Source organism: Neisseria weaveri, assembly GCF_900638685.1.
Lineage (GTDB): Bacteria > Pseudomonadota > Gammaproteobacteria > Burkholderiales > Neisseriaceae > Neisseria > Neisseria weaveri.
Genome location: NZ_LR134533.1, coordinates 244,458 through 257,480, shown reverse-complemented (window position 1 = coordinate 257,480; position 13,023 = coordinate 244,458). Strand labels below are relative to the sequence as shown.

General features: G+C 43.6%; 12 protein-coding genes. 11 read left to right on the top strand and 1 reads right to left on the bottom strand.

Translation table 11 applies throughout. The features are described 5' to 3' along the window. Positions 1-240 precede the first annotated feature (240 nt). The 10 genes from rnc to panC all read left to right on the top strand — a co-directional run bounded on the left by rnc (position 241) and on the right by panC (position 7,164). Positions 241-960: a ribonuclease III gene (gene rnc, locus EL309_RS01275; RefSeq protein ID WP_004284334.1), complete on the top strand. Its 720-nt coding sequence runs from the start codon at positions 241-243 to the stop codon at positions 958-960. 78 nt (positions 961-1,038) lie between these two features. After that, positions 1,039-1,962 carry a GTPase Era gene (gene era, locus EL309_RS01270; RefSeq protein ID WP_004284337.1) on the top strand — a complete coding sequence of 308 codons (924 nt, stop codon included), beginning with the start codon at positions 1,039-1,041 and terminating at the stop codon, positions 1,960-1,962. 36 nt (positions 1,963-1,998) lie between these two features. After that, positions 1,999-2,340, top strand: a complete 342-nt coding sequence (locus EL309_RS01265; RefSeq protein ID WP_004284339.1) for a DUF4298 domain-containing protein — start codon at positions 1,999-2,001, stop codon at positions 2,338-2,340. A 114-nt stretch (positions 2,341-2,454) separates the two neighbouring features. Further along, entirely contained in the window at positions 2,455-3,012 is a 558-nt protein-coding gene (locus EL309_RS01260) for a nitroreductase family protein (protein WP_036494803.1), read from the top strand. An 18-nt stretch (positions 3,013-3,030) separates the two neighbouring features. Further along, positions 3,031-3,597 (top strand): tRNA (mnm(5)s(2)U34)-methyltransferase, encoded by a 567-nt coding sequence (locus EL309_RS01255; protein ID WP_004284341.1) that lies wholly within the window; start codon positions 3,031-3,033, stop codon positions 3,595-3,597. A 57-nt stretch (positions 3,598-3,654) separates the two neighbouring features. After that, positions 3,655-4,026 carry a SirB2 family protein gene (locus tag EL309_RS01250; protein ID WP_004284342.1) on the top strand — a complete coding sequence of 124 codons (372 nt, stop codon included), beginning with the start codon at positions 3,655-3,657 and terminating at the stop codon, positions 4,024-4,026. Between the two features lie 14 nt (positions 4,027-4,040). Beyond that, the gene (gene folK / locus EL309_RS01245; protein WP_004284343.1) at positions 4,041-4,571 is read left to right on the top strand and encodes a 2-amino-4-hydroxy-6-hydroxymethyldihydropteridine diphosphokinase; all 531 of its coding nucleotides are present in this window, start codon (positions 4,041-4,043) and stop codon (positions 4,569-4,571) included. Then, positions 4,568-5,212, top strand: coding sequence for a deoxynucleoside kinase (locus EL309_RS01240; protein ID WP_004284344.1), 645 nt, complete (start codon positions 4,568-4,570; stop codon positions 5,210-5,212). The genes folK and EL309_RS01240 overlap by 4 nt, the downstream gene beginning before the upstream one ends. A 236-nt stretch (positions 5,213-5,448) precedes the next feature. Next, positions 5,449-6,240 carry a 3-methyl-2-oxobutanoate hydroxymethyltransferase gene (gene panB, locus EL309_RS01235; protein ID WP_004284345.1) on the top strand — a complete coding sequence of 264 codons (792 nt, stop codon included), beginning with the start codon at positions 5,449-5,451 and terminating at the stop codon, positions 6,238-6,240. Positions 6,241-6,327: 87 nt separating this feature from the next. Beyond that, a complete protein-coding gene (panC, locus tag EL309_RS01230) occupies positions 6,328-7,164 on the top strand; it encodes a pantoate--beta-alanine ligase (RefSeq protein WP_004284347.1) in 837 nt (278 codons plus the stop codon). Between the two features lie 294 nt (positions 7,165-7,458). Here the strand turns inward: panC and EL309_RS01225 are convergent, their stop codons facing one another. Continuing rightward, complete coding sequence (locus tag EL309_RS01225; RefSeq protein ID WP_036494799.1) at positions 7,459-7,734, bottom strand: helix-turn-helix domain-containing protein; 276 nt, start codon at positions 7,732-7,734, stop codon at positions 7,459-7,461. A 761-nt stretch (positions 7,735-8,495) separates the two neighbouring features. Here EL309_RS01225 and EL309_RS01220 point away from each other — a divergent pair. After that, the gene (locus EL309_RS01220) at positions 8,496-12,983 is read left to right on the top strand and encodes a DUF4332 domain-containing protein (protein WP_004284352.1); all 4,488 of its coding nucleotides are present in this window, start codon (positions 8,496-8,498) and stop codon (positions 12,981-12,983) included. Positions 12,984-13,023 lie beyond the last annotated feature (40 nt).

The following is a 13,023-nucleotide window of genomic DNA, read 5'->3' as shown; positions in this document are numbered from 1 at the left end:
GGAGAAGGTAAAGTCCGACCATGGCCGGATTGCCTGATTTTGGAAATTAAAGCATATTGCCGATAAAACCTGCTTGCCATAAGGGTAATACTGTTTCCATAGAGTGAGGCGAATAAGGTACAATAGCCCGGCCGTCTGAAAATTTCAGACGGCCTTTAATATGAAAGTTTTCCAGCCTCAAGCCTTTTCAATATTGGCCTGCAGTATTGAAAAGCATTCAGGCTGTTGCGAAAGACAGTGATGAAGCAAGATTTGATCAAACAAAATGCCCTGGCGCATATTCAAAAAAAACTGGGTTATTCTTTCCGAAATACGGAGCTGCTGGTGCAGGCGTTGACGCACCGCAGTTATTCGGCCAAAAACAACGAACGCTTGGAATTTATCGGCGATGCCGTTTTGGACTATACAGTAGCGAAAATGCTGTTTGACGCTTTTCCTAAATTAAGTGAAGGCGAGCTCTCGCGCTTGCGTTCCAATCTGGTCAATGAAGCGGTGTTGGCCGACATCGCAATCGAAATGAACATCGGTGAAGCTTTGTTTCTCGGAACGGGCGAGTTGAAAAGCGGCGGTTTCAGACGGCCTTCTATCTTGGCCGATGCTGTTGAAGCCTTGTTTGCCGCTGTCAGCTTGGATGCGGATTTTTCGGAAGCCGAAAGCGTTGTCCGCCGTTTATTTTCAGGCAGAGTGAAAACCGTCGATTTCAAAAACCAGGGTAAGGACAGCAAAACGCTGTTGCAGGAGGCCTTGCAGGCGAGGCGTTTTGATCTGCCCAAATACCGTATTGAAGAACAAACCACGGATGCTCAAGACGTGAAATTTACCGTTTCCTGCGACTTGGGCGAGTTGGGTTTTATTTGCCGTGCAACCGGCGGTAGCAGAAAGAGTGCGGAGCAGGAAGCAGCCAAAGAAGCGATTGTTTGGGTGGAAAAACATTATCCGCAGCGCAAAGCGAAAAGATAATTTTTCAGACGGCCTTTGGGTGACAGGCAAACAACCGGTAAAGAAAGGCCGTCTGAATATTTTGAAAGAATGATACGTATGGATATTGAAACCTTTTTGGCACAACAGCCGGCTGCGGAAGGCTACCGTTGCGGTTTTGTGGCGATTGTAGGCCGGCCGAATGTCGGCAAATCGACCTTAATGAATCATTTAATCGGCCAAAAAATCAGCATTACCAGTAAAAAAGCCCAAACCACGCGCCATAAGGTTACCGGTATTTATACCGACGATACGGCGCAATTTGTTTTTGTGGATACGCCGGGTTTTCAAACTGATCACCGTAATGCTTTGAATGACCGTCTGAACCTGAATGTAACCGAAGCGATGAGCGGTGTGGATGTAGTGGTGTTTGTATTGGAAGCCATGCGTTTTACCGAAGCAGACAGAACGGTGATCAAGCAGTTGCCCAAGCGCACGCCCGTATTGCTGGTGGTGAATAAAATCGATAAAGAAAAAGCCAAAGACAAATTGGCTCTGCAGGCGTTTATCGACAGCGTGAAGCAGGAATTCGAGTTTGCCGGACACGAAGTGGTCAGCGCCAAGCACGGGCTGCGTATTGCCAACTTGCTGGAAACCTTGAAACCTTATCTGCCGGAGGGAATTCCGCTGTATCCGGAAGATATGGTTACCGACAAATCCAGCCGTTTTCTTGCGATGGAAATCGTGCGCGAAAAACTGTTCCGCTATTTGGGCGAGGAGCTGCCTTATGCAATGAATGTCGAAGTAGAGCAGTTTAAAGAAGAAAACGGCATGTTTCACATCTATATCGCGGTTTTGGTGGATAAAGAAAACCAAAAGCCGATTGTCATCGGTAAAGGTGGGGAAAAGCTGAAGAAAATTTCCACTGAAGCGCGCTTGGACATGGAAAAACTGTTTGACTGCAAAGTGTTTTTGAAAGTTTGGGTCAAAGTGAAATCCGGTTGGGCGGACGATATCCGTTTCTTAAACGAATTGGGTCTGTGAGGCCGTCTGAAAAAATGAGGGAAAGGGTAAGCGGCGATGAGTAAAATCAGTACGGAACAGGCGCAGGCCAGAATAGCCGAAGTCCAATCGCTCTACCGGGAATGGCTGGCTTTGCAGCCCAAACTGACGGAAGCGCAGCAGGATTGGCGGCGGAGTATGGAAGTCATGCAGGCGATACGCGCTTTTTATGACAAGGAGTATCTGCCGCTTTACGAAGCGCTGGAAGAAGGTTTGCCCGTGTCGTTGAAAACCGAAGGCGAATACAGCGTAATGAGCGAAGATGCTTTGTATGACGCCATCGGCGACCAATACCACTTGGCTTGGGGCTGGATGCGGATGGCGGTGAAAGTATTGGATCCCGAATCCGAAACGGAATAATGCCGGAATGCCTGCCGCCGTAATGGGAACGGGCAGCGTGTGAAATTGTCGGAACAGAGGCCGTCTGAAAATTCGGCGGCCAGACAAAACCAAACGATGAGGAGTAAAACAGAAATGGATGCCTTGCAATTATTGACTACCCGCCGCTCGAACAAGCAGCTTGCCGCGCCCGCACCGAATGCAGAACAGCTGGAAATGATGTTGCAGTCGGCAACGCAGGTGCCTGATCACGGCAATATGCGTCCGTTTCGTTTTGCCGTTATCCAAAGCGAAGAGGGTTTGCAGCGTTTCCGCCAGTTGTTGAAGGATACGGTTGTTCAGTTGAATTTCGGCGATGAAATTCTGCAAAAAGCAGAAAAAGTCGGCAATATGGCACCCATGGTGATTGCGGTAATGTTCCGTCCCAATACCGAAGTGGCCCGCCCGAAACCGGAGTGGGAACAGATGATCAGTGCAGGCTGTGCCGCTTACGGTCTGCAGTTGGCCGCTAGCGCGCAAGGTTTCGACAATGTTTGGATTACCGGTATGTGGAGCAACAGCCCACTGTTGCGTGAGGCATTGGGTTGCCGGGACAAAGACAAAATTATCGGGCTGCTCATGGTCGGCACGGCGGCGGAACCTGCTTCCGGTGAAAAAAACACCGATTTGGCCGAGTTTGTACAATATTGGTAATTTCAGACGGCCTAAAAGATGTATCTGACTCCGGTTTTACGTTTTGCTCATCGGTTGTTGTCCGACACGGTATCCGTTGGAGATGCGGTTATGGACGGTACGGCAGGCAACGGTCACGACACGCTGTTGTTGGCGAAGTTGGTCGGTATCGAAGGAAAAGTTTGGGCTTTCGATGTTCAAGAGCAGGCATTGCAGGCAACATTAGGCCGTCTGAAAAATGAAGGCATGGAACGGCAGGTGGCTTTAATTTTGGACGGCCACCAACATGCCGCCGAGTATGTCGATCAGCCGCTTGCCGCCGCCGTATTCAATTTCGGCTGGCTGCCCGGCAGCGATAAAAGCTGCACCACGCAGGCACAAACCAGTATAGCGGCTTTGGATTCAGCTGTTGCCATGCTGAAGTCAGGCGGATTGCTGGTTGCCGTGCTTTATCCAGGCCACGAAGCGGGTAGGGAAGAAGCGGCCGCAGTGGAGACTTGGGCGGTGGCTCTGCCACAACGTGAATATGCCGTACTCAAATACGGTTTTATCAATCAGAAAAACCGGCCGCCTTACATTTTAGCGGTTGAAAAGCTGCATATGTGATGAATGTTTGGGGTAAAATAGAGGCCGTCTGAAAAATTACCGATTGAATGGAATATCATGCAATATTTAATGGTTAAGCACAGTCATGTTTTTTTTGTGGTGGTAACCGTTGTTTTGTTTAATCTGCGGTTTTGGCTGAAAGCTGCCCGTCCGGATAAGCCTTTGCCGGGTATTTTGAAAGTTTTGCCTCATTTGAACGATACGATGCTGCTGTTTACCGGATTGTGGCTGATGAAAATTACCGGCTTTATGCCCTTCGGAAATGCCAATTGGCTAGGTATGAAGATTGTATTACTGATTGCTTATATCTTTTTAGGTGCGCTGGCATTGAAAGCGCAGGCCCGTTCGGTTAAAGCGGTTTCCGGTTATGCGGCTGCCACAGCCTGTATTGCGATTATTGCCTATATGGCTTTGTATAAGCCGATTTAAACACAGGAAATGTGATGATGAACAAGCCGGGCCGGATAGCGGTGATTGCCTTGGGAAGCAATTTGGAGAACCCTGCAAAGCAGGTATTGTCCGCATTGGACGCGATAAATTTGCATCCGGAAATCAAGGTGGAAAAAGCATCTTCCCTGTATTTAAGCGAACCGGTGGGCTATGCCGACCAGCCTGATTTCGTTAATGCCGTTTGTATGGTTTCGACTTCTCTGTCGCCGAAAACCTTATTGGCAGAATTGAATACAATTGAAGCACAGTTCGGCCGTGAGCGAAGCTTCCGAAATGCTCCGCGCACATTGGACTTGGATATTGTTGCTTATGAAGGCATATGCAGCGATGATCCGCATTTGACCCTGCCGCATCCGCGTGCGCACGAGCGCAGTTTCGTGATGTTGCCTTTAGCGGAAATCGCGCCGGATTTTGAATTGCCGCAACGGGGCGTAGCGACCGTATTGGCAGCAGGGTTGGGTAACGAAGGCATCCGTTTGTTGAAAGCAGGAGAAATAGAGGCCGGTACAAAGGAAAACCAATGAAATACCGTTATATCGTGGTGGAAGGCTCGATAGGCAGCGGAAAATCCGCCTTGAGCAAACGCTTGGCAGAGCATTTCGGTGCTTTGCTGTTGTCGGAAAACCCCGAACACAATCCGTTTCTAGAACAGTTTTACCTGAATGCGGCCAATCACGGTTTGGCAACCGAACTGTATTTTCTGATGCGTCGTGCCGAAGCGGTTGAACGGATTTTGGAAGAAGAAGACAAAAGCGGCTATATCGTTTCCGATTTCTTGTTGGAAAAAGATCAGATTTTTGTTCCTACATTATTGAAAGCCAATGAAAACGGCAACGAGCAGACGCTTTTTTGGGAAGTAAAACGGAAAATCATGCCCGAATACCCTTTGCCTGATTTGGTAATTTATTTGCAAACTTCCGACGAAGTTGCGCAAAAACGCCTGCAAAAGCGGCCGGACAGCAAATACAACCTGTTCCCGAGCGGTTATTTGAGCGTAATTCAAGACGAATACCGCCGATTCTTCCATCTTTATCAAAATGCGCCGCTATTGATTGCCAATGCGGACGATATGGATTTTGCCCAAAACGACGAGCATTTTTCCATGTTGCTCCAGGCGATGGACAATATGCAGGGCAGCCGCCATTATTTGAATCTGAGCGAATGATTTTTGCATAAACCATAAAGTTGCGTAAAATCCTGCTGTTTTTTCAGACGGCCTGTGGTAGAGCGGTTTAAAATTCAGCCGTTTATGCAATTGTTTAGCTTGCAGGTTCGGTAAATTTCACCGGCTTGTGCAGCCCGGAGCGTGAGCAAGATAGATATCAAACTTGAAATCTCTGCATATGCAGCCATATTCCGCCCATCTTGGCGAAAGCCCAAATCAGAAAGCTTTAAAACAATATGATCACGGTTAACACCTTACAAAAAATGAAAGCGGCCGGCGATAAAATCGCCATGCTGACCTGTTATGAATCCAGCTTTGCCGCATTGATGGACGATGCAGGCGTGGATGTTTTATTGGTAGGCGATTCGCTCGGTATGGTTGTTCAGGGACAATCTTCAACCTTGCCGGTAACGCTGCAGGATATGTGCTACCACACTTCGGCTGTTGCCCGCGGTGCAAGAAACGCCATGATTGTCACTGATTTGCCGTTCGGTGCTTATCAGCAAAGCAAAGAGCAGGCTTTTGCCGCAGCAGCGGAATTGATGGCTGCCGGTGCGCATATGGTGAAGCTCGAAGGTGGCGTGTGGATGGCCGAAACTACCGAGTTTTTACAGTTGCGCGGTATTCCCGTTTGCGCGCATATCGGATTGACGCCGCAATCGGTACACGCTTTCGGCGGTTATAAAGTGCAGGGCAAAGGCGATAAAGCACAAGCTTTATTGAGTGATGCAAAGGCCCACGACCAAGCCGGTGCAGCTATTGTTTTGATGGAATGCGTACCTGCCGAATTGGGCAAACAGGTTACCGAAACAGTCTCTTGCCCTACCATCGGTATTGGTGCTGGAGTCGATTGCGACGGGCAGGTTTTGGTTATGCACGATATGTTGGGTATTTTCCCGGGCAAAACCGCCAAGTTTGTTAAAAACTTTATGGAAGGGCAAACCAGCATCCAAGCTGCGGTGAAAGCGTATGTAGATGCGGTGAAAACCAAAACTTTCCCTGCACCCGAACATACATTTGGTGCATAATACGGTTGTTAAACAGTTAATAATATATTCAGACGGCCTGCTTGGAGCAGAGAGGCCGTCTGAAATTTTTAAAGGTTTGGAAGAACTATGCAAATTATTCATACCGTTGAGGCATTGCGCCAATGGCGGAAAACGGCAGGAACCGTGGCTTTTGTGCCGACTATGGGCAATCTGCACGAAGGTCATCTGGCTTTGGTGCGTGAGGCGAAAAAACGTGCGGATCATGTGGTGGTGAGCATTTTTGTTAACCGCTTGCAATTCGGACAAGGCGAGGACTTCGATAAATATCCGCGCACATTGCAACAAGATGCCGATAAATTGGCCGGTGAGGGGGTGTCGGTTGTATTTGCGCCCGATGAAAAAGAACTGTATCCGAATGTAGAGCAGCGTTTTAACGTAGAGCCGCCACATCTGCAAAACGAATTGTGCGGAAAATTCCGTCCGGGGCATTTCCGCGGTGTGGCTACGGTGGTCAGCAAGCTGTTTAATATCGTCAAACCGGATACGGCTTGTTTCGGCAAGAAAGATTATCAGCAATTGGCGATTATCAAAGGGTTTGTCGAAGATTTGAATTTTGATATCGAAATTGTACCGGTAGATACCGGGCGTGCCGATGATGGATTGGCTTTATCGAGTAGAAACCAATATCTGAATCAAGCTGAACGGGCGGAAGCTCCGCGTCTATACAGAGAGCTTCAGGCGGTTGCACAAGCTGTAAAAGCAGGCAGTGTCGCTTATGCAGAGCTGGAAAACCAAGCCCGCAAGCATTTGGAAGACAATGGGTGGGTAGTCGATTATGTTGAAATCCGACATGCGGGCAGCTTGGAAGTAGCTCGTGCCGGCGACAAAGAATTGGTTGTTTTGGCAGCTGCACGTTTAGGCACGACACGTTTGATTGATAATTTGGAAATCAGTTTGAATTGATTGAACCGATACTATAAAGATGAGGCCGTCTGAATTTTCAGACGGCCTGTTGTTTTTTAAGCTGCTTATTTTATTTGAGGGCGGTTGTGCTGCCGTATCGAGCCTAATGATGCATTGGGTTTTAAAAGCAGCCAAAAATATATCATGACGTTTAAAACAATAATCCAGATTAAAAAGATATATAACACAGCAGCATTATCACCTTTCTTCGTGTGTCATGAAAACGGGGTTGTAATGCATTGTTATGGTGCTTTTTGCCATTGTAGTTACAGCCCGATACAACAAACTTTATCGTTATTTCATCAAATCCAGTCGTGCTTGAGGCGGCAGCAGCAACTCATAAGGCGGAATGCCTAATGCTACGGCCATTTTTTCAATGTTGGATAAAGCAATATTCCAACGTTTGCGCTCAACAGCGGAAACATAGGTTCTATCCAGCCCGCATTGGCGTGCCAACTCTTCCTGCGACCAGCCTTTGTTAACGCGGAATAGGCGCATGTTGTAGGCAAGTACGGCACGCAGATCATTTTCATCGGGAAGTTCTGTGGGAGCAGTGAGTTTGTTCGACATAGTAGTTCTTTTGTATTTGCTTTAACGGATTTTACTTCACATTTTTGAAATTTCAAAGTGTAAAGTTAGGAAAAGTTTATCGTTCATCAGATTCGTAGCAAATCGATAATGTAACTATGGATGACATGGCCGAAAATTAAGTATTTTATTGATATAGTCACCAATAAAATCCTATCTGATTTTGTCTGTTGAAATTGTAAATATAATTAAAGTTGCAGAAAATAATTGATTAATGACAAAAAATTATCAATTAAATTAATTGACAACTTTATTTTAAATGGATAATTTAAAACAAACAGAGATAATAGTATTTTAAGTAAAAATTAAATTATTGATTGAAAAATGATTATTTATTCTGTTTTTCTATTGTTTTATTAACTTTGATTTGAAAAATTAAAAATTAGCTTGGTTGGATGATGTAGAAATACATAAAATCTAATAACCAAACATTAAAATTCTCTACTCACTCTAAAATAAACGGGTTTCACAAAAAAGGGGTGATGCTGTAATGGTGGCGTCTACTTGACAAAATGTGTGGAAAGTAAACCGATTTATTGTCTCTATATATTTAATCTAAATTAAGAATTTTCTCGATTATTTGATTTATTTGGCCTTAACACAGATTGCTTTAAAACAGTAACAATCTTTGCCGGGGTGTGATTGAGTAACCGTTGTTTGGCTTTTTTATAAAAGCTTGGTGTGCTTATTGTTGTCTTGAGACCGTTATCTTCTATATATGTCATAAAGAATTGGAGCATAAAATGAATCAGCAGGCGGATCAAAAAACTACATTGGATAACTCGCAATTGGTTAATTTGCATCAAAAAATAGATAGTTGGCGGGAAAAAGAAAAGAATATACTTACTGAGTCTGATTTAAAGCCAAGGGTATTGGATAAAAAAGTAAAAGATCCGGCACAAAAACTTACCCGTAAAGAGCTAAATTTAATTGTTGCATATTTTGAAGAACTGAAAAAAGGAACGCCAGCTGATCTTGCTCGTTTATCTACAGGTGCTCCTTTGTTTAAAGATTTGATAAAAGACTTAGAAAAAACAATAGATAACCTGATAAAAGAATATGATAAACAGACTACGCCTAAATCATCGCTCATCCCTATAAAAGGGATAAGTAAAGTATTACAAGCCCGGCTGCGCGAATTATATATTTACGATGTAGCTGCATTGTTGTCGCGTGGAAGAACGCAGGCAGGTCGAAATAGTATTGCTGCGAAATTAAAGATTGATGTTCAGTTGGTGGAATCATGGGTGAAGCAGGCTGATCTGTGGCGTGTTTCCGGTATGACGACGGATATTGCGTATTTACTTGCTATTGCAGGGGTGCGTTGTGTAGAAGATTTGGCAAGAGTCGATGCTAAGAAAATCTTTCCGATTATCAAAGGAATTTGTTCAATAGAAATCGATTTCCGGCCACCATCTTCGGAAGGTGAAATCAACAGCTTAATTACAAATGCACAAGATTTGCTTATTTATTCAATCCGTAGTGATCATTTAAGATTGCGTTCATTGCCTAAAGCTTTGTCTAAGGCTATTAAGGCAGGTGGTGATGCCGATAGAATGGATATGCAAGGCATTGTCGAGTTTATTCAAAGAGATATGCTCACTTCTTTGTCAAAAGTAGGCGGAGGAGTGTGGTATGAGCAATTGGGTGAAACACCGCTGCATCTCTTTAAAAACGATATTAAGATTCCAGAAGTAGAGTATGTGGCCAGTGGTAAGGTCATCAAAAAAGGATTGGACTTTCTTGATGAAATCCAATACACCTTGCCGTTGCCCAATACATTGAGCGGAGTAGTGTATATCCGAAGTAAAGACAGTGCCGATAAAAGAGTTTTTCCCGGGGTTGAGGTAGAGATTAGCGGTATTGTGAGTCCCGCTGAAGATTTGAAGGATTTAAACAAAAAGCTTGCTGCTGTAACAGACAGCCAGGGTAAGTTTATTATTACTCTGCCGGATAAATACAGTATTAAAGAAGTTGTAACCATTTCAATTTCCCAAGGGGGAAGAAGACAAGAGTTTGTTAAAAACGCGAGTGAAATTTTAAATGCAGTACAAGAACGTAAAAAATTAGAAGGTTTTTATGAATTAGATGCTCTAGGCGATGAAATTGATAACTTAGAGTTGTTGATTGAACGTACTGAGAAAGAAATTATTTCACTTGAAGAACGAAAAGGCTACAACGCTAATGGCGGACAGCATGCACAAAATATTCGGATTCAACATCAGATTGATAAATTAAATAAATTACTTAACGATGATCCAGCAAGCAATAGGCCTGGTGGTTACAAATGGAAAATGCAAGAGTTGCTGGCTAAATATGATGAGATTGAAGGATGGATTTTAAAAGAATTTAATGCGTCAAGTGTGAAGATGGCATTTGGTAAGCTCTTGGCCGCTTGTAATTCTTTGAACGCTAATTTAGAAGGTGCAAATTATAACGAACGGGAAAATGACGGGTTTGTCATTATTGAAGAGCTGTTTCGCAGTGAACCTGAGGATTTGGAAAAAACTCTGCCCAAAGTTAAATTGATGGGCAATGATGATCATGTGATCCGTCTTTCTACCGATACGGCCCCATCAAAAACTTATAGTTATAGCATGTTGCAAAGATTGGTTGAGCCAAATGTTTCTTCACAAGAAAGTCGGAAGAAATTAACTAAACCTGTTAATGTTACGGATTTTAAAGAAAAAATCCGTACCAGTCCTCAGGATTGTATACGTGCAAGTTCGCTTGGTGTGGGCTATGTTCTCAATATGCATCAGGCATGGGTGCCGGACGGTTTTGCATTAGGATCGTTACTTTATTCGTTAATTCTGGCTCCGGGGGAAGAACAGCGTTTGGTAGTTCGTGAAAATAAGCAGCGCTATAGCGTTATCAATCAGGGTGCAGGTTCGGATATGGTAAGGGAGGATTACTTGCAAGATCAGTCCGATGATACCACTGCCGCATTTAATTATGCTGTTAACCAAATGTCAAATGCACAGTCTAATTATGATTATAGTGCTTCAACTAGTTCTTGGGGCTTAGGATTCGGTATTGGAGGATTTTATAGTGGATTTGCTGGGGCGCTCGGTTTGGCAGGTGGTAGCTCTAAGGCTAAAGGGACGGGGTCTGCTTCCGCCAGTCAGCATAATTTCCATAATGAGGCTTCTAATGCGGCTCAGAGTTTTCAACGCAGTATTAAAAGTGCGTCAAATCGTATTTCGCAAGCTAAGCGCATCAGTATGTCGATGGGATCGGCTGAAACTTCAGACTCCGTAGCAACCAAAATTATTGCCAATCACAACCATTCCCATACGATGACTGTCCAGTATTGGGAAGTGATGAGACGCTATAAGTTGGAGACCTGTATCGATAGTGTTGATTTGGTATTATTTGTGCCTTTAGAGTTAGTTAAATTTTTGCCGGATGAACAGCAGCAACAGACTAATACGACAAATAAAAGTAAAGGATCTGAATTTGACAAAACCCAGTTTGATCAACGCTATAAAACATTATTGAAATATGAGGATGTATTACGTTATGCCTTGCCACGCCGCTATCGTAACGGATTACGCTTGATTCAAAAATATGCAGCTTATCCGAATTGGACAATGGAAAATATAAATGATAGCTCAACAAAATTAAGTCTAACTTTCTATGGTAATTTTCTGACTTTTGATGATTTATCAGTAACATTGTATTTGAAAAATGGGCGTGGAAGTATTGCAGGAGAAATAGAGAAATATGAACGTGCTAAGATTCAGTACTTTGACGATGGGAAGTATAGGGATTGCAGTTCAACCAATGAAGTGTTGCAAGCGATTCGGGATGCGAGAAATAAACGTGGTGAAGTAAAAGTAACTTGTAGTTTTCACCTGCCGTCAGATCTAGTAAATGATGATTTAGACTATATCCGCATCAAGCATTCGGTAGAACCGTTAAATTATACTTTAAAACTTCATAGAGAATTGGAAGAGGCTGAAACTGAAGTTAAAAAAAATCTGAAGGACTATTTAAAACATTTAGCCGAAGATAATATAAAAAGTGATACAGATAGGGCGAATATTGAACATTATAAATCACTTTTACCTGAGGCTTTTATTACACCAAATATTACATTGGCCGCGTGCCGTTTGAAGTCATTAGGCAATCCGACTATTCATACCATAGAAGTAAAACAAGGGGAGGCTACGGTAGAAAGAAAACAAGGAGAAAATAAGGTAGAACAAGAAAAAACTAGGGGAATACACGCAATGCTATTGCGTAATGAGTTGAATAATGCGGTTTCTGTCAGATTGTCGGCGGACAATAAAACCTTGCGTTATTCTGAGCTCCAGTTAATGGAAGAAACATTGCAGCATGTGGCTTCAGAGACTTTGCGCTATTCACAGGTTGTATGGCAATCGTTGAGTAGCGGGGAGCGTGCAATGTTGTTGGAACCGTACACGATAGATATGAATTTCGAGGAAATTCCAGGATCTGCTGCTACTTCGGCCGCGACGGTTTCCAAGGAGATAAATATTCCTCTGTTGAATTGCGTCAATATTATGAAACCGCTCGGTTTTTATGGTAACTGTATGTTGTTGCCTTTTACCTATCCTTTAAGCCTTGCCAAAAAATTGGGTAAAACATCAGGTGAAATACAGGATGCTCTTTACCGGTACCATACAAACAATTTTCGTGTACCGACAACGGTTATCTCTTTGCCGACAGACGGTATGATTGGTGAGGCCGTGTTAGGTGAAACCAATGTAAGTGAGGAAATTGATTTGACCCGTTTCTGGAACTGGCAGGATTCTCCGATTGATAAAATGGAGATTAATAATAAGTATCTGAATAGCAATGATTATTTGTCAGGAAAATCAACAAAAGATATTTCTGCTTTGAATCTGAAAAGTGCGGATGCGCCTAAAGTAACGATGGATATGGATGTTCTTTCTGCACTGATTGGTAAAAATGCCCCTAGCTTTTCGGATATTACAGGGCAGGCGCATTTAAAAGATGTGTTGAATGCAGGTACGGCAAGCGCACAAGCGGGACGTGACAAAGTAATTGATGCTTCTGCAGATCTTGCTAAGTCGGCCTTAAGTTATGTTTCAGAGCTTAAATTCCGGAAGGAAGAGAATGAAAATCTTAAGAAAGACAATGAAAAACTAAAAGATGAAAATAAAAAGTTCAAAGAGGATAATGCAAAGTTGAAAGAAGACAATGAAAAGCTTAAGCAAGCTCAAGGAGGAGAATCAAAATAGCCGAATAAATAATAATTCGTAATAAATCGGAAACTCTCTT